This is a genomic window from Sphingomonas mucosissima (assembly GCF_002197665.1).
Lineage (GTDB): Bacteria > Pseudomonadota > Alphaproteobacteria > Sphingomonadales > Sphingomonadaceae > Sphingomonas > Sphingomonas mucosissima.
The window spans coordinates 232575-248796 of the sequence record NZ_NBBJ01000002.1 but is presented as its reverse complement, the minus strand read 5'-3'; the positions used below and the strand labels follow the sequence as shown (position 1 = coordinate 248796).

The window sequence follows — 16222 nt, the reverse complement described above, 5'->3', positions numbered from 1 at the left end:
CACACGACGCATTTCCCGGGGATAAGCATGCTCGCCGCCATTGGCCTTGTTGTTCTCATTGCCATGGTCTTCGGCGGCTTTGCCATCACCGGCGGCGCGCTTGGCCCGGTGCTGCATGCGCTGCCGCACGAGATGCTGATCATCGGCGGCGCCGCCGCGGGCGCGCTGATCATCGGCAATTCGGGCAAGGAGCTGAAGGCGATGGGCGGCGGCCTCGCCAAGGTGTTTAAAGGCCCCAAATACAAGAAGCAGGATTATCTCGACGTCATCTTCCTGGTGTCGAAGCTGATGAAGATGCTGCGGATGGAAGGGCCGATCGCGCTCGAACCGCACGTCGAGGATCCCAAATCCTCCCCCGTCTTCGCCGAATATCCAAAGCTGGTCGCTGACCACACGCTCGTGAACCTCATCGCCGACACGCTGCGGCTTGTTGTCGTTTCCTCGGGCACGCTGGACGTGCACGCGGTCGAGGACGTCATGGATAATGCCATCAAGACCCACCATCACGAGGTGGAGGGGCCGCACACCACCCTTTCCTCGCTGGCGGACGCGCTCCCTGCGCTCGGCATCGTCGCGGCCGTGCTGGGCGTCGTGAAGACCATGGGCTCGATCGATCAGCCGCCGGCAGTGCTCGGCGGGATGATCGGCTCCGCGCTGGTCGGCACGTTCCTCGGCGTGCTGCTCGCTTACGGCATCGTCAGCCCGCTCGCCTCGCGCCTGAAGCAAGTGATCGATGGGGATGCGGCGATCTACCATGTCGTCAAGCAGATCATCATTGCCTCGCTGCATGGCCATCCGCAGCCGCTGGTGATCGAGGCCGCGCGCTCGGGGATCGCGCATTCCAATCAGCCCGGCTTTGCCGAGGTATTCGACGGGCTCAGGGGCAAATAAGTGGCCACGCGCGCGCCCCACGGCAGCAACCAGCCTCCGAAGATCATCGTCAAGAAGGTCTATATCGAAGGGCACGGCGGCCACCACGGCGGCGCGTGGAAGGTCGCCTATGCCGATTTCGTGACGGCAATGATGGCGTTCTTCCTGCTGATGTGGCTGCTCGGCGCCACCACGGAAAAACAGCGCAAGGGCGTGGCCGACTATTTCGCGCCGACCATCCTCAATACCAAGTCGCTCGGCATCGGCGGCAGTGGCCTCTTGGGCGGCCAGTCCGTCACGTCCAGCGAGAAGAGCGGGCCGCACGATGGCAATTCGCGCATGCCGACGATCGTCTCCAAGGCGGAAGGATCCGGCGGCCCACAGATGGGCTCCGGCAAGAAGGGCTCGCTGCGGAGCCCGGAGGCGATCGCGGCGGAGGACCGCAAGAACTTCGCCAAGCTGAAGCAAAAGGTCGAACAACAGCTGAAGGAGCGCAAGTCGCTGGCAGCGCTCGCCAAGCACATCCGCTTCACCATGACGCCGAACGGCATGCGGATCGATTTGGTGGATGACGCGAATTACTCGATGTTCGCGCTCGGCACGACGTCGCTCGAAAAGGACGCCTCCGCCCTGATCGGCATGGTCGCCGAAGGCATTCGCCCGACGCAGAACCCGATCATGATTCGCGGCCACACCGACAGCCTGCCCTTTGGCGATCCCCGGGCGATGAACAACTGGATGCTGGGCACCGCGCGCGCCGAGGCGACGCGCCGCCGCCTGGCGCAAGGCGGCATTCCCGAACAGCGCTTTCACCGTATCGAAGGCGTGGCGGATCGCGAGCCGATGATCGTCGAGAACCCGATGGACCCGCGCAATCGCCGCGTCGCGATCACGCTTCTGTACCGCGAAGGCGCATTCGGACAGTAATGCATCCAAATTGAATGCTTTATTCCGACAGCGTCATACTTGGCGGCACGGTTGGTAACGGATAGAGGTGAAGTCTTGTCCCGGGGGGGATCTGTGATTTCACCAATGGTTTTCAGGGCAGGACAGGCGAAGACCGCCATCGCGGTTCTCGCTGCGGCTGCGCTGGCATGTCCGGCGACCGGACAGCAAACTACCGGCCAGCAAACTACCGGACCGCAAACGAGCGACCAGCAAATGTCAGGCGGGCAAGCCGGCCCGCTGCTGCCGACGCATAGCGGCGATCCGATGGCGATCCGCGCAGAAGACGATCCCCTGCTGGCACTCACCCGCCGAACGGCACCGGTCGAAACGCTGCAGCAGATCGTGGACGCAACGCTCGCCCGCGCGCCGGAAGCTGCGGAGGCGAGCGCCAATCGTGATCAGGCCGATGCGGCGCTGGGCGAGGCCAGATCGGTCCGCCGCCCCACCGTTGATGTCACGATCACCAGCTACAAGGTGCTCTCGCGCAACTTCGGCAACAACATCGAAAACGTCATTGAGGAAGCGCGGCCCGGCCGCCGCACGGATCAATTGCTGACGATCGACCAGCTCCTGCTGGACGGGGGCAGCGCCAATGCCCGCATCGGGGCCGCGCGGGAGCGGCTGCGCGCGGCTGAGACCGACATTCTCGGCGCGCAGGATCGGATTGCGCTGACGACGCTCGCCTCATGGTACGATGTGTTCACCTATCGCGCGCTGGTGACGCTCTCCACCGCGTTCGCCGCCAGCCAGCGCGAATTGCGCGCGATGGTGCAGGAACGCATCCGCCGCGGCGCATCCGCTGAGGCCGACATCGCGCGGGTGGACAGCTATATCGCCTCTGCGGACGCACGGCTGGCCCGGTTCCGCCGGCTGGAGGCGCAAGCCTCGGCCCGTTTCCAATCATTGACGGGTGCGCCGCCGCCGGTCGGTCTCGCCCGCGCGCCCTTCATCGGCCAGGCCAATGTCAGCAAGGATCTGGCCGTGGCGCGCGCGGTGGACGTGCCGACGGTACGCTCCGCCCGGTCGGTCGCCGAAGCCGCGCGCAACGATGCCCGCGCCGCCCATGCCGATCGGCTGCCTACCCTCGCCGCCGGTATCGATGCCGGGCGCTATGGCATTTACGAGACACCGCGTGACTATGACGTGCGCGCCCGCCTCACGTTGCGCCAGCGCCTGTGGGGCGGCATCGAGGAGCGCGATCAGCAGGCGCAGGCCCGCGCCCGCTCCGCAGAGGCACGGGCGAACCGCGTCTCCACCGAAGCCGCCCGCGATGCCGAGATCGCCTGGTCCGACGTGCAGGTGCTGGAGGAGCAGCGCCGCGCGCTTGAATCCACCTACCTCGCCAGCCGCCGCTCGCGTGACACGATTGCCGAGCGCTTCCGGGTCGCGTCCGGCACCTTGTTCGACGTGATCGGCGCGGAGGATAGCTATTTCGAAACGGCCGTCGGCTATCTCCAGGCCGTCACCGAACTCGACGCCGCGCGCTACGTCCTGTTGTCCCGCACGGGCCAGTTACTGCCGACGCTCGGCATCACCGATCCATCCCAAGGACGCCAGCCATGAGCGACCATACGCTCGTCCCCGATCCCAAGCCCCGGTTCGCGCCCTGGTTGCTCGAACCGATGATCGAGAACAAGCAGACCTATCTCAAGGTCGCGGCGGCCGCGGTGCTGATCAACGTCTTCGCGCTGGTGACGTCGCTGTTCTCCATGGTGATCTACGACCGGGTCATCCCCAACAACGCGATGTCGAGCCTGGTCGCGCTGTCGATCGGCTTTGCCGTCGTCATCATCTTCGATTTCGTGCTGAAGATGCTGCGGTCCTATTTCGTCGACATTGCCGGCGCGGACATCGATTATCAGGTCGGCGAGCGGGTGTTCCGCAAGCTGCTGGCGATCCGGCTCGACCACAAGAAGGGCTCCACCGGTGCGCTGGCGGGGCTGATGCGCGAGCTGGAAGCGCTGCGTGATTTCTTCGCCTCCGCCACCATGACCGCGCTGGTCGATTTCCCGTTCCTGATCCTGACGGTGGCGGTGATCTGGGCGATCGGCGGCAAGGTAGTGATCGTTCTGCTGGTCATCATCCCGGTCGTGCTGCTGACCGCCTGGGCCAGCAATCCCGCGCTGGAGCGGCTCACCGCGCGCACGATGCGCGAGGGGCTGTCCAAGCAATCCGTGCTGGTGGAAACGATTGGCGGCATGGAAACCGTAAAGGCGTCCGGCGCCGGCCCGATGCTGACCAAGCGTTGGCTCGGCGCGGTCCAGCAGCAATCGGAATCCTCGCTGCGGCAGCGGCTCATCTCCAGCATCGCGATCACCGTCGCCGGCTCGGCAAGCACCGTCAGCTATGCGGCGGTCGTGATCGTCGGCGTGAACCTGATCGCCGCGCGTGAGCTGACGTCCGGCGGCCTCATCGCCTGCTCGCTGCTTGCCGGCCGCGCCATCGCGCCGCTGGCGCAGATCACGCAATTGCTCGCCCGCCTCTCCGCGACGCGCACCGCGTATCGCCAGATCAACGCCATGATGGAGCAGCCCAGCGAAGGCCCGGCGGGCGAGCCGCTGCGCATCGCCGCGCTCGCCGGCAAAATCGAATTCCGCAACGTCACCTTCCGCTATCCCGGCGCGGCCGAGCCGGCGCTGCAGGGCGTGTCGTTCACGGTCGAGCCCGGCGAGCGCGTGGCGCTGCTCGGCCGCGTGGGCTCGGGCAAATCCACCATCACGCGCCTGATCCTGGGGCTGTATCCGCCCGAGGACGGGCTGGTGATGGTCGATGGCACCGATCTGCGCCAGATCGATCCCGCCACGGTCCGCGCGCAGATGGGCGTTGCGATGCAGGATAGCGTGCTGATGACCGGCAGCGTGCGTGAGAACATCATGCTTGGCCGCCCCGGTATCGACGACGCGGAAATGCTGCGCGCGTCGGCCTTGTCAGGCACGCACCAGTTCATGGGCCAGATCGCCAACGGCTATGACCTGAAGCTCGCGGATCGCGGCGAGGGCCTGTCCGGTGGCCAGCGCCAGTCGATCGCGATCGCCCGCGCGCTGGCCGGCAAGCCGCAGATGCTTGTTTTCGACGAGCCATCCGCCAGCATGGACACGCAGACCGAGCAGGGGCTGATTGAGCGGCTCCAGAACGAGGTTCAGGGCCGCACCATGATCCTTGTCACGCATCGCCCGCCTTTGCTGCAACTCGTGCAGCGCATCATCGTGATGGAGCGCGGCCGGATCGCCATGGACGGCCCGCGCGACAAGGTCTTGCAGCAACTCACCCGGCCAAAGGTGGCCTGATCCATGTCCCAGACCCCTTCGACCACGCCCCCTGCCCAGCTCGGCGGGCCGCTCGCCCCGGCAGAGCAGACGTCCGGCGAACCCACCCGGCTTGAGGATCTCGCGCGGCGGATCAAGCCGCGGCAGGCGTCCAACCTGCTGCTGTGGGTGATCCTCGGCTTTTTCGTCATCTTCGTGATCTGGGCATCCTGGGCGACGCTGGACCGCACCGTGCGCGGCTCCGGCCGCGTGATCGCCAGTTCGCAGCTGCAGACCGTCTCCAACCTCGAAGGCGGCATCGTGCAGGAGATCCTGGTGCGGATCGGCCAGGTGGTGCGCGCAGGCCAGCCACTGGTCCGGCTCGATCCCACCGCCACGGGCGGCGAACTCGGCTCGGGCGAGGCGCAGGCCGCCGCGCTCCAGGTCAAGATCGCGCGCCTCAAGGCCGAAGTGCTCGGCCGCGAGCCGGTCTATCCCGCTGCCACCAACCCGGCGGTGGCAGAGCAGATCGAGATCGAGCGGGCGCTCCACGCCGCGCGGATGCAGGAACTGGCCGCGATCACCGGCGCATATGGCGCGCGCGGTGTGCAGGCGACCCGCGCCGTGGCGGAAGCGCAATCGGGGCTGAGCGCACGCCAGAGCGCGCGCGAGGCGCGGGCGGTGGAGCTCGCCACGATCAAGCCACTGGTCGAAAAAGGCATCGAACCGCGCCTGGCGCTGACCCAGGCCGATAGTGCCGCCAGCGTGGCCGCCAGTGAGGCGGCGCAGGCCGCGGCATCGCTGGCCAGGGCTCAGGCGGGCGTGGCAGAGGCCAATGCCAGCCTGGCGCAGGCGCGGCAGGATTGGCGCGCGCGCGCCGCCGATGAGCTCGCGCGGGCGCAGGCCGATCTCGCCGCTCGCTCCTCGACGATCCCGGCATTGGCAGCCCGCGTGGAACGTACCACCGTGCGCGCGCCGCTCGCCGGCCGGATCAACCGGGTGCTGGTCACCACCGTGGGCGCGGCAGTCGGCCCCGGCGCGCCGATCGCGGAAATCTCCCCCTCGCGCGACACGCTGCTGGTTGAAGCGCGCATCCGGCCGGAGGACATCGCCCGCGTCCGCACCGGCCAGCATGCGCGGATCAACATCACCGCCTATGACAGCTCGATCTACGGCTGGATCGACGGCAAGGTGGAATCGATCTCGCCCGATGCGATCGTCGATGAACGGGCGCAGGTGAGCTATTACAACGTCTTCGTGCGCACCGACACCAAGGGCCTGCTCGATCGACGCACCAACCGCATGCTCCCGATCGGCACCGGCATGACGGCGGAGGTGAACCTGCTCGGCGATCCGCGCACGGTAATGCAATACATCCTGACGCCGATCACCCGCCTGTCGGAACGCGCCTTCCGCGAATAAAAACCGCGCTGCCCGGCTAGGCCCGGGCAGCGCGGCTGCGGGCCTGAAGGCGGGACCAGCCGGGAAATACGGCACTGGCTAGCCGACGCCGCATCAGCTCGGAAAATCGCCGCGCTCATCAGTTCCCGGAAGAACCGCTCCCGCCCGCCTCCTCCTGCGCGATCCGCCGCCCGAGCACCCCGCCGACCACAAGGCCGCCCAGATCAGCACCGGCTGCAGCAGCATGCGCGGCCCATGGTAGGCCCAGCCCAAGCCCCCATCCGGCCGCGCCATGTCCATGATCAGATGATTGACGTTGGCGGGCCAGACGCACAGCGCATAGGCGGCGAACCCCCATCCCGCCGCGCGCCGCAACCTCGGCGACCAAGGCTGCACCAGCCCGACCGCTCCTGCCAGTTCGGCGACGCCGGTTAGCCGGATAATCAGCTCTGCCGCAGGTACCCAAGACGGAGTGATGCGGAGGAAAGGCTCCGGGATTGCGAGGTGGAGGGCGCCTGCGCCGAAATACAGCACGGCGAGAAACCCTCTCGTGACGAGAGCGCCTCGACCGCCCTCAGGCTGCGGCTGGTGGTCGCTCGACGGGGGAACACGCTCGCGCATCAGGTCAACTTTCCAGCGGTTACCAAGCACGTCCGACTGCGGCTCGGAACCGGGGCCCGGGTATCAGCACATCGCCAAGCGCAGGCGCCTGCCGCCATTCCACCGCTGACCTGATGGCCCCGTTCGCGACGCGCCATAGCTGCCGCGCCGGCCACCCCCGTCCTACGGCTCGTCGCGGTAGATCGCGACCGCCGGCGCGCTGCCAGCGCTTACCCGCCCGCGGTACATGCCCGGCGTGTTGTAGCTCCACGCCATCGCGCCCGATGGCGTGTTGACGATCACGCCGCCGTCACCACCCATCGCGCCAACCTCCGCTATCACCGCATCGGCCGCGGCCTGCGGGGTCTCACCCTTGAAGCGGATGCGCGCGCAGATCTCGTGCGCCACACCCTCGCGGATGAAATACTCGCCCGATCCGGTCGCGGAGACGGCGCAGGCGCGGTCGTCGGCATAGGTACCCGCCCCGATCACCGGCGCATCGCCGATCCGGCCCCAGCGCTTGCCCGTCATCCCTCCGGTCGAGGTCCCCGCCGCGACATGGCCGTTGGCATCGCGCGCCACCGCGCCAACGGTGCCATATTTGTGATCAACGTCGATCGCCGACAGCTTCTTGGCCTTCAGCGTTTCCAGCTGCTGCCGCCGTTCGGGTGTGGCGAACCAGCTGGCGTCCGCCTGCTCCAGCTTCTGTTCGCGCGAAAAGGCATCGGCGCCGCTGCCGGCGAGGAAGACGTGGTCGCTCTTCTCCATCACCGCACGCGCCAGGCTGATCGGGTGGCGCGTGGCGGTAACACCGGCAACGGCGCCGGCCTTGCGGGTGCGGCCGTCCATGACCGCCGCGTCCATTTCGTTGCGCCCTTCCCAGGTGAAAACGGCGCCGCGCCCCGCGTTGAAATGCGGATCATCCTCCAGCACGTGGATCGTCGCCTCAACGGCATCCATGGCGCTGCCGCCCTTCTCCAGCACCGCCGACCCCGCCTTCAGCGCCCGGTTCAGCGCGGCGCGGATTGCCTTGTCCTGCGCCGGCGAGAGCTTGTCTCGTTCGATCACCCCGGCGCCGCCATGGATCGCGAGCGACCAGCGCGGCGCCTCCTGTGCCACGGCTGGCGTGGATGCGAGAGCGGCGAGCACGGGCAGGATGAGGCGCATGAAAGTCCTTTTGTGTCAGACAATGGCGGGACGAGAATCAGGAATATCGGCCCGCCGGCGATGGAGCCGCAAGCCGATCAGCGGTCGCAGCCACGGCACCCGCCGGCCGCCAAGGTAAAAGGCCCAACAGCCCGCCACCGTCGCCGCCACCAGGATCACGAAATCGAGCAGGAGCGGCAGCCGCGCGAGCAGCAGCCAGTACGCCACCACCACGATGATCGTCTGGTGGATGATGTAAAACGGAAACACCGCCTCCGTCAGCATCGGTCGCCAGCGGTGGTCGCGGTTCCAGAAGGTTTCGGCGATGCCGATCAGCGCGGCGATCGTCATCCACCCCTGCACCCCGCGCGCTAGGCTGAAGATCGTGCCGAACGGCCGCGGCGTCACGCGATAGCCGGCGAACACGATCTGGATCGTCGCCACGGTGAGGAACGCCAGCAGCGCGGCGAGCGCCGTCACCTTCCACCAGCGCGCGAAGGTCGCGATCATCCGCTCGCTGCCCGCCATCGCGTAGCCCAGCACCACCATCGGAAAATAGGAGGCGTGCGCGACCCAGTCGCCCACCATCTCATGCGTCTCGCGCGCGCCGGGGAACAGCACGCCGCTCACCAGCATCAGCCACGCCATCGGCAGGATCAGCGCGCCGACCCCGCCGAACAGCCGGTCGAACAGCCGCTGCGCCGCTGCCCCAACGGTGCGCGGCGTGATCACCAGCACGGCGGTGAAGGCCAAGGTGTACACCCAGAGGTAGACGACGAACCACAGGTGGTTCCATGTCGGAAGGAAAATGCCCTCCACCCGGCGGAACGCGAAATAATCGCCCGACCAGAACGCCAGAAAGCCACCGGCATAGCCATGCTGCGTCACCAGCTCTACCCAGGCCTGCGGCGGCACGATCACCGCCATCCCGAACACGAGCGGGATCAGCAGCCGCGCGGTACGGTTGCGCACGAACGGCCACGGCCCGGTATGCCGGACGAACAATGCGCGGCTGGCATAGCCCGAAACAAGGAACAGCAGCGACAATCGCCACGGGTTCGACAGCATCATCGGCACCGTCACCCATTGTTCGGCCGCGAGCTTCGCATGGAAGCCCCACGGCACGAACACCATGCCGATGTGATAAAGGATCAGGATCGCGAACGCCCCGATCCGAAGCCAGTCGAGGCCGTAGTGCCGCTGCATCGTGCCCAGCCTAGCCGCTCGGGCCAGCGACGAACAGGCCGCGCCGGATCAGGCTTTCATCCGCAGCGCGCCGAGGAAATCGCGCTTGCCGATCTTCATCCCCTGCGCCCGCAGGATCGCGTAGGCGGTGGTGGCGTGGAAATAGAAGTTGGGCTGCGAGAAGGAGAGCAGGAACTGCGCGCCCGTGAAGGGCATGCGCAGCTCACCCATCGAGAATTGCGTGTCCTTGTCGACCAGCGCGTCGAACTCCGCCCGATCAACCGCCTCCAGCGCCGCGATGGCGCCGCGGATTCGCTCGTGCAGCCCGGCAAAGTTGGTCGGCCACGGCACCATGCTGGGCGAGAAATTGCCGCCGCGCACGCCTTCGATCCCGCCCACCGAATGCTCGGCAACCGATTTCACCTGATAACCGAACGGCAGCATGTCGGGCGCCAGCCGCGCGTCGATCAGCTCGGCCGCGCTCATGCCCTTTTCGGCCGCATACGCCTCCGCCTTGTCCAGCAGGCGATCAATCGCGCCCAGGATCTGGATGTTCGACGGGATCACCGCATCGTACAGAGAAAGCGTCATCGTCCTGCCCCACGTTTCGTTTATATGTGGGAAGCGCTATATCGCCGCCAAAGCCGATAGGAAGCCCTTCGATGTCCCTACGCCCCTGGCGCGATATTCACCGCCGCGCGAGCCGCCAGATCATGGTGGGCGACGTGCCCGTCGGTGGCGACGCCCCCGTCACCGTGCAGACGATGACGAACACGCCGACCGACGATGCGCGCGCCACGATCGACCAGATCCGCCGCTGCGAGGAGGCCGGCGTCGACATCATCCGCGTCAGCTGCCCGGACGTCGAATCGACCGCCGCGCTGAAGCAGATCGTGCGTGCCGCGCGCGTGCCGATCGTCGCGGACATCCATTTCCACTACAAGCGCGCGCTGGAGGCAGCGGACGCCGGCGCGGCGTGCCTGCGCATCAACCCGGGCAACATCGGCTCCGCCGATCGCGTCAACGAAGTGGTCAACGCCGCCAAGGCAAACGGCTGCGCGATCCGCATCGGTGTGAATGCCGGCAGCCTCGAAAAGGACCTGCTGGAGAAATACGGCGAGCCCTGCCCCGAGGCGCTGGTCGAATCGGCGCTCGATCACATCAAGTTGCTTCAGGACCGCGACTTTCATGAGTTCAAGGTCGCGGTGAAGGCGTCGGACGTGTTCCTCGCCGTCGCCGCCTACCAGCAACTCGCCGAAGCGGTCGATTGCCCGCTGCACCTCGGCATCACCGAGGCGGGCGGCTTTGTCGGCGGCACGGTGAAGAGCGCGATCGGTATCGGCTCGCTCCTTTGGTACGGCATCGGCGACACGATCCGCGTCTCGCTCTCGGCCGAGCCCGAAGAAGAAGTGCGCGTCGGCTTCGAGATCCTGAAATCGCTCGGCATCCGCAACCGCGGCGTGCGCGTGGTCAGCTGCCCGAGCTGCGCGCGTCAGGGCTTTGACGTGATCCGCACGGTGCAGACGTTGGAGGAACGCCTCCAGCACATCCGCACGCCCATGTCGCTCTCGGTGCTCGGCTGCGTCGTCAACGGCCCGGGCGAAGCGCGCGAGACCGACATCGGCCTCACCGGCGGCGGCAACGGCAAGCACATGGTGTACCTCTCGGGCGTCACCGACCACGTCGTGCAGGACGAAGGCATGATCGACCACATCGTCCGCCTGGTCGAGGCCAAGGCCGCCGAGCTGGAGGCCGCCAGCGAGGCGACCAAGGTAGCGGCAGAATAAAAGGGCTGCGCACCAAAGTGGTACTTTGGTGCGGGTTGTTGTGACCTAAACCCTCCCGTCATGCCGGGATTGTCCCGGCATCCAGCCCTCCACACGTCCAACCCCCGGTGGCGTGCGCAGACGGCTGGATGCCGGAAAGCGCACGCTCAATGCGGCACGACGCCCAGTTCCACCCCCGTCTTGTCGTGCAACGCAAAGCGATCGATCAGATCAGCGCTCGCGCGATTATAGCCGATCACCTCCACGACGGAGCCATCACGCCGCAGCCGCGCGATGATCTTGTCCAGCGCGCCCACCCCCGAAATGTCCCAGAAGTGCGCCGCCGAGACGTCGATCGTCACCGCACGGCCGTCCTCGGGCGCGAACGCCCGTGTGAATCGATCGACCGACGCAAAGAAGATCTCCCCGCTCACCCGATACAACACCCGCTCGCCCTCCTCCTCGCGCTCGACGGCGAACATCCGCTGCACCTTGCCCGCGAAGAAGATGCCCGACAGCAGCACGCCGGCCAGCACGCCCTGTGCCAGATCGCGCGTCGCGACCACGACCGCTACGGTCACCAGCATCACCGCCGAAGACGTAGGCGGATGGCGCCTGAGGTTCGGGATCGAATTCCAGCTGAACGTCCCGATCGACACCATGATCATCACCGCGACCAGCGCCGGCATCGGGATCCGCCCAACGACGGGCCCAAGCACTGCCAGCAGGAACAGCAGGAACGCCCCGGCGATAAAGGTCGACAGCCGCTTGCGCCCGCCCGACGTCACGTTGATCACCGACTGGCCGATCATCGCGCAGCCGCCCATGCCGCCGACCAGCGCCGCCACCATATTGGCCCCGCCCTGCCCCATGCACTCGCGCCGCTTGTCGCTGTCAGTATTGGTCATGTCGTCGACGATCTGCGCCGTCAGCAGCGATTCAAGCAGGCCCACCGCCGCCATCGTCAGCGAATAGGGCAGGATGATCCGCAGCGTGTCGAGCGTCAGCGGCACATCGGGCCAGGCCAGGCTCGGCAGCCCCTCGGGCAGCCGCCCCATCTCACCCACCGTGCGCACCGGCAGGCCGATCGCGATGCTCACGATCGCCAGCACGATGATCGCCACCAATGGCGATGGCACCGCCTTCGTCACCCGCGGCAACAGGTAGATGATCGCCAGCCCCGCCGCGGCCATCGCATAGGTATGCCACGTCACGCCGGTCAGCTGCGGCAGCTGCGCCATGAAGATCAGGATCGCCAGCGCGTTGACGAAGCCGGTGATGACCGACCGCGAGACGAACTGCATCAACAGGTCGAGCCGCAGCAGCCCTGCCGCGATCTGGATCACGCCCATCAGGATGGTCGCGGCAAAAAGGTAATCGACGCCATGATCGCGCACCAGCGGCGTCACCACCACGGCGACGGCGGCTGTGGCGGCGGAGATCATCGCCGGGCGGCCACCGAGGAACGAGATGATGATGGCGATCGCCACCGAGGCATAAAGGCCGACGCTGGGATCGACCCCGGCGATGATCGAGAAACCGATCGCCTCGGGGATCAGCGCGAGCGCGACGACGATGCCGGCGAGTGTCTCGCGCCGCACATCACCGGCGCCAGCGAACCACTCAGTTCGAAAACGGGAAAGCATGAAAAGGGAGAACCTGTTTAACGCAACACAGACAGCCGCGCGCAGCAAGAGGCAGGCGGCAGGATAATCAGATCTGTGCAGGTTGCCCGGCGGATCAGCGGCCGGGATAGCCACCCGGGCTTGCACCGGGTCCATGCGAATGCGCGCGCCATAGCCGCATGGAAGGCAATGAGGCAAGCCATCGTCATCCCGGGCGCGTCCTGGCATGACGAGGCCGCCGAGGAATGCTCCCGCTGCCCCATAAACCGCGTCATCCCGGCCTTGTGCCGGGATCCACGGTTCCACACACTCAACACCTTAAAGTCTGCGGCGCGGTTGATGCCGGAACCAGCCCGGCATGGCCCGATGCGCTTCGCAGATGTTCCGTACGACGGGCAACGCCGTTTCAACCCGCTGAATAACAATCCGCATAGTTGAAACCGCCCTGGCCATCCGGTAGGCGAAAACGCAACAAGGAGAGCGCCGGTCACCTCCAGTCGCGTCTCCGCTTTTTTGCAGGAGCTGACCCCATGACCCTCCGCCGCGCCGCCATCGTCGCCCCCATCCGCACTCCCGTCGGCAAGTTCGGCGGCAGCCTCTCCTCGCTCACCGCCGGCCAGCTCGGCGCCACGATCCTGAAGGCGCTGATGGAGCGCACGAAGATCGATCCGAGCCGCGTCGACGATGTCGTGTTCGCGCAAGGCTATGGCAGTGGCGAAGCGCCCGCGATCGGCCACTGGGCATGGCTCGCCGCCGGCCTCCCGATCGAAGTGCCGGGCTATCAGCTCGATCGCCGCTGCGGCTCGGGGCTTCAGGCCGTGATCGACGCCGCGATGATGGTGCAGACCGGCGTCAGTGACGTCGTGGTCGCCGGCGGCTGCGAGAGCATGTCCAACGTCGAGCATTACACGACGGACATCCGCAAAGGCGTGCGCGCCGGCAACCTCACCATCCACGATCGCCTCACCCGCGGCCGCCTCATGTCGCAGCCGGTCGAGCGGTTCGGCGTCATCAGCGGCATGATCGAGACCGCCGAGAATCTCGCCAAGGATTACGACATCAGCCGCGAAGAGGCCGATGCCTATGCCGTCCGCTCGCACCAGCGCGCCACCGCCGCCTGGGAACAGGGCCTGTTCGCCGACGAGCTCGTCCCCGTCTCGGTGCCGCAAAAGAAGGGCGATCCCATCGTCTTCGACCGCGACGAAGGCTTCCGCCCCGACGCGACGGCGGAATCGCTTGGCAAGCTGCGCCCGCTCGAAGGCGGCGTCGTCACCGCCGGCAACGCCAGCCAGCAGAATGATGCGGCGGCCGCCTGCCTCGTCGTCGCCGAAGACAAGTTGGAAGAGCTCGGCCTTGAGCCGATTGCCTGGTTCCACAGCTGGGCCGCCGCCGGCTGCGATCCCTCGCGCATGGGCATCGGCCCGGTGCCGGCAGTCGAGCGCCTGTTCGGCCGCAACGGCCTCTCCTGGTCCGACATCGACCTCGTCGAACTGAACGAGGCGTTCGCGCCGCAGGTGCTCGCCGTGCTCAAGGGCTGGGGCTGGAGCAAGGGCGACAGCCGTAACGAAATCCTCAACGTCAACGGCTCGGGCATCTCTCTCGGCCACCCGATCGGCGCGACCGGCGGCCGCATCCTCGCCAACCTGACCCGCGAGCTCGTCCGCCGCGACGGCCGCTATGGTCTGGAGACGATGTGCATCGGCGGCGGCCAGGGTATCGCCGCGATCTTCGAGCGCGCCTGATGCTGAGGGCGGCACTGGCAGCGGCGCAACGCTATCGCGACGACGCCCGTGCCGCCCTCGCGGCCCGGCTCGATGTCGCGCCGATCGACACCGAGCAGCGCGCCGCCCACGGCTTCGCCTGGGTCGCCACCACCGTCGCGGCGCTGGAGGCGGTGGCCGAGTGGGCCGATCGCAACGCGGGCGAGACAAACGCCCTGGTCGCCCGCCTCGCCTTCCAAGAAAGCATCGCCCAGCTCGTCGGTGGCCTGCCGATGGGCCAGAATGAGCTGTTCCGCCCTGCCGACCTTGGCCTCGCCGCCCCGGCCCGCGCGCTGGCGACCGCCTGCGCCGACCTCCTCGATCATGACGCCGCCGCCGACCGCCGGGCGCTGGTGGAGCGGCTCGCCGCCGGCGAATGGCCCAGCGAAACGCTCCACGATGCCGAGCTCGACGCGATCCGCGACCAGTTCCGCCGCTTCACCGATGCCGAAATCCTGCCCCACGCACACGGCTGGCACCTCGCCAACGATCTGATCCCCGATACGACCGTCGCGCGCATGGCCGACCTCGGCACCTTCGGCGTCTGCATCCCCGAAAACTACGGCGGCCTCGGCCTGTCGAAGCTCGTCATGTGCATCGTCACCGAGGAATTGTCGCGCGGCTGGATCGGCGCCGGCTCGCTCGGCACACGCTCCGAAATTGCGGGCGAGCTGATCGCCGGCTCGGGCACCGAGGCGCAAAAGGCCGAATGGCTGCCGCGCATCGCCAGTGGCGAGGTGCTCCCTACCGCCGTCTTCACCGAACCCGATGTCGGCAGCGACCTCGGCTCGCTCCAGACCCGCGCACGCCGCGACGGCCATACGTGGCGGATCGACGGCGCCAAGACGTGGATCACCCACGCCAGCCGCTCCGACCTCATGACGCTGCTCGCCCGCACCCTGCCGGATGCAAAAGGCTATGCCGGCCTCTCGATGCTGCTCGTCCCCAAGCAGCGCGGCACGGAGGACGATCCCTTTCCCGCCCCCGGCATGTCGGGCAGCGAGATCGAGGTGCTCGGCTATCGCGGCATGCGCGAATATGCGCTGTCGTTCGACGGCATGGCCGCCCCCGCCGATGCTTTGCTCGGCGGCGAGGAGGGCCAGGGCTTCAAGCAGCTGATGCGCACCTTTGAGGGCGCGCGGATCCAGACCGCCGCGCGCGCCGTCGGCGTCGCCCGCCGCGCGCTCGAACTCGGCCTGTCCTATGCGCTGGACCGCCAGCAGTTCGGCCGCGCAATCATCCACTTCCCGCGCGTCGCCGACAAACTGGCGATGAGCCTCGTCGATCTCATCGCCGCGCGCGAACTCACCTATGCCGCCGCGCGCGCCAAGGATTCGGGCAAGCGCTGCGATATCGAGGCCGGCATGGCGAAGCTGCTCGCCGCCCGCGCCGCGTGGAGCAATGCCGATGCCGCGCTCCAGATCCACGGCGGCAACGGCTATGCGCTCGAATTCGAGATCAGCCGCATCCTGTGCGACGCGCGCATCCTCAACATCTTCGAAGGTGCCGCCGAGATCCAGGCGCAGGTGATCGCCCGCGGCCTGGTCTTGCAGCGCAACTGATCTACCCGTCATGCCGGGCTCGTCCCGGCATCCACCGGGCCGCAACCTCCCCCGGCGTGAGGTGCGCGGGGAACTGGATGCCAGCATGACAGCCAGTGCAGTTGCTTCAGCTGC

At 67.4% G+C, this 16222-nt stretch carries 13 protein-coding genes and 1 other annotated feature; of the genes, 8 read left to right on the top strand and 5 right to left on the bottom strand.

Annotated features, from left to right (window positions below; translation table 11 throughout):
• Positions 1-27: 27 nt before the first annotated feature.
• The 5 genes from motA to SPMU_RS08290 all read left to right on the top strand — a co-directional run bounded on the left by motA (position 28) and on the right by SPMU_RS08290 (position 6485).
• Positions 28-891 carry a flagellar motor stator protein MotA gene (gene motA / locus SPMU_RS08310; RefSeq protein WP_088333415.1) on the top strand — a complete coding sequence of 288 codons (864 nt, stop codon included), beginning with the start codon at positions 28-30 and terminating at the stop codon, positions 889-891.
• On the top strand, positions 892-1797 hold the full coding sequence (locus tag SPMU_RS08305) for a flagellar motor protein MotB (RefSeq protein ID WP_088333414.1): 906 nt from the start codon (positions 892-894) through the stop codon (positions 1795-1797).
• 234 nt (positions 1798-2031) lie between these two features.
• Complete coding sequence (locus SPMU_RS08300) at positions 2032-3381, top strand: TolC family protein (protein ID WP_169715660.1); 1350 nt, start codon at positions 2032-2034, stop codon at positions 3379-3381.
• A complete protein-coding gene (locus tag SPMU_RS08295) occupies positions 3378-5105 on the top strand; it encodes a type I secretion system permease/ATPase (RefSeq protein WP_088333412.1) in 1728 nt (575 codons plus the stop codon). The genes SPMU_RS08300 and SPMU_RS08295 overlap by 4 nt, the downstream gene beginning before the upstream one ends.
• Positions 5106-5108: 3 nt before the next feature.
• Positions 5109-6485: an HlyD family type I secretion periplasmic adaptor subunit gene (locus SPMU_RS08290; protein ID WP_088333411.1), complete on the top strand. Its 1377-nt coding sequence runs from the start codon at positions 5109-5111 to the stop codon at positions 6483-6485.
• A 93-nt stretch (positions 6486-6578) separates the two neighbouring features.
• On the opposite strand, the gene SPMU_RS08285 is transcribed toward SPMU_RS08290, so the two are convergent.
• From SPMU_RS08285 to SPMU_RS08270, 4 genes are all read right to left on the bottom strand, one after another.
• A complete protein-coding gene (locus tag SPMU_RS08285) occupies positions 6579-7085 on the bottom strand; it encodes a DoxX family protein (protein ID WP_088333410.1) in 507 nt (168 codons plus the stop codon).
• Between the two features lie 162 nt (positions 7086-7247).
• Positions 7248-8231 (bottom strand): isoaspartyl peptidase/L-asparaginase family protein, encoded by a 984-nt coding sequence (locus tag SPMU_RS08280; RefSeq protein ID WP_088333409.1) that lies wholly within the window; start codon positions 8229-8231, stop codon positions 7248-7250.
• Positions 8232-8246: 15 nt separating this feature from the next.
• On the bottom strand, positions 8247-9416 hold the full coding sequence (locus SPMU_RS08275; protein ID WP_088333408.1) for an acyltransferase family protein: 1170 nt from the start codon (positions 9414-9416) through the stop codon (positions 8247-8249).
• Between the two features lie 48 nt (positions 9417-9464).
• Positions 9465-9986: a DUF1993 domain-containing protein gene (locus SPMU_RS08270; RefSeq protein WP_088333407.1), complete on the bottom strand. Its 522-nt coding sequence runs from the start codon at positions 9984-9986 to the stop codon at positions 9465-9467.
• 71 nt (positions 9987-10057) lie between these two features.
• Here SPMU_RS08270 and ispG point away from each other — a divergent pair, with 71 nt between their 5' ends.
• Positions 10058-11182 carry a flavodoxin-dependent (E)-4-hydroxy-3-methylbut-2-enyl-diphosphate synthase gene (gene ispG / locus SPMU_RS08265; RefSeq protein WP_088333406.1) on the top strand — a complete coding sequence of 375 codons (1125 nt, stop codon included), beginning with the start codon at positions 10058-10060 and terminating at the stop codon, positions 11180-11182.
• Positions 11183-11328: 146 nt separating this feature from the next.
• Here the strand turns inward: ispG and SPMU_RS08260 are convergent, their stop codons facing one another.
• Positions 11329-12807 (bottom strand): SulP family inorganic anion transporter, encoded by a 1479-nt coding sequence (locus SPMU_RS08260; RefSeq protein ID WP_211275751.1) that lies wholly within the window; start codon positions 12805-12807, stop codon positions 11329-11331.
• A gap of 80 nt (positions 12808-12887) precedes the next feature.
• Positions 12888-12943, bottom strand: a sequence feature (sul1 is cis-regulatory element that is thought to sense ions involved in sulfur or methionine metabolism; They are found in Alphaproteobacteria).
• Between the two features lie 373 nt (positions 12944-13316).
• On the opposite strand from SPMU_RS08260, the gene SPMU_RS08255 reads away from it, so the two are divergent.
• Both SPMU_RS08255 and SPMU_RS08250 read left to right on the top strand, forming a co-directional pair.
• Positions 13317-14528, top strand: coding sequence for an acetyl-CoA C-acetyltransferase (locus tag SPMU_RS08255; protein ID WP_088333405.1), 1212 nt, complete (start codon positions 13317-13319; stop codon positions 14526-14528).
• Positions 14528-16108 (top strand): acyl-CoA dehydrogenase family protein, encoded by a 1581-nt coding sequence (locus tag SPMU_RS08250; protein WP_088333404.1) that lies wholly within the window; start codon positions 14528-14530, stop codon positions 16106-16108. The genes SPMU_RS08255 and SPMU_RS08250 overlap by 1 nt, the downstream gene beginning before the upstream one ends.
• The last annotated feature ends 114 nt before the right edge of the window (positions 16109-16222 follow it).

Bases quoted from the DNA above. Each gene is read 5' to 3' on its own strand.
- motA (WP_088333415.1), top strand. From the start codon at position 28: ATGCTCGCCGCCATTGGCCTTGTTGTTCTCATTGCCATGGTCTTCGGC.
- SPMU_RS08300 (WP_169715660.1), top strand. From the start codon at position 2,032: ATGTCAGGCGGGCAAGCCGGCCCGCTGCTGCCGACGCATAGCGGCGAT.
- SPMU_RS08295 (WP_088333412.1), top strand. From the start codon at position 3,378: ATGAGCGACCATACGCTCGTCCCCGATCCCAAGCCCCGGTTCGCGCCC.
- SPMU_RS08290 (WP_088333411.1), top strand. From the start codon at position 5,109: ATGTCCCAGACCCCTTCGACCACGCCCCCTGCCCAGCTCGGCGGGCCG.
- SPMU_RS08285 (WP_088333410.1), bottom strand. From the start codon at position 7,085: ATGCGCGAGCGTGTTCCCCCGTCGAGCGACCACCAGCCGCAGCCTGAG.
- SPMU_RS08280 (WP_088333409.1), bottom strand. From the start codon at position 8,231: ATGCGCCTCATCCTGCCCGTGCTCGCCGCTCTCGCATCCACGCCAGCC.
- SPMU_RS08275 (WP_088333408.1), bottom strand. From the start codon at position 9,416: ATGCAGCGGCACTACGGCCTCGACTGGCTTCGGATCGGGGCGTTCGCG.
- SPMU_RS08270 (WP_088333407.1), bottom strand. From the start codon at position 9,986: ATGACGCTTTCTCTGTACGATGCGGTGATCCCGTCGAACATCCAGATC.
- ispG (WP_088333406.1), top strand. From the start codon at position 10,058: ATGTCCCTACGCCCCTGGCGCGATATTCACCGCCGCGCGAGCCGCCAG.
- SPMU_RS08260 (WP_211275751.1), bottom strand. From the start codon at position 12,807: ATGCTTTCCCGTTTTCGAACTGAGTGGTTCGCTGGCGCCGGTGATGTG.
- SPMU_RS08255 (WP_088333405.1), top strand. From the start codon at position 13,317: ATGACCCTCCGCCGCGCCGCCATCGTCGCCCCCATCCGCACTCCCGTC.
- SPMU_RS08250 (WP_088333404.1), top strand. From the start codon at position 14,528: ATGCTGAGGGCGGCACTGGCAGCGGCGCAACGCTATCGCGACGACGCC.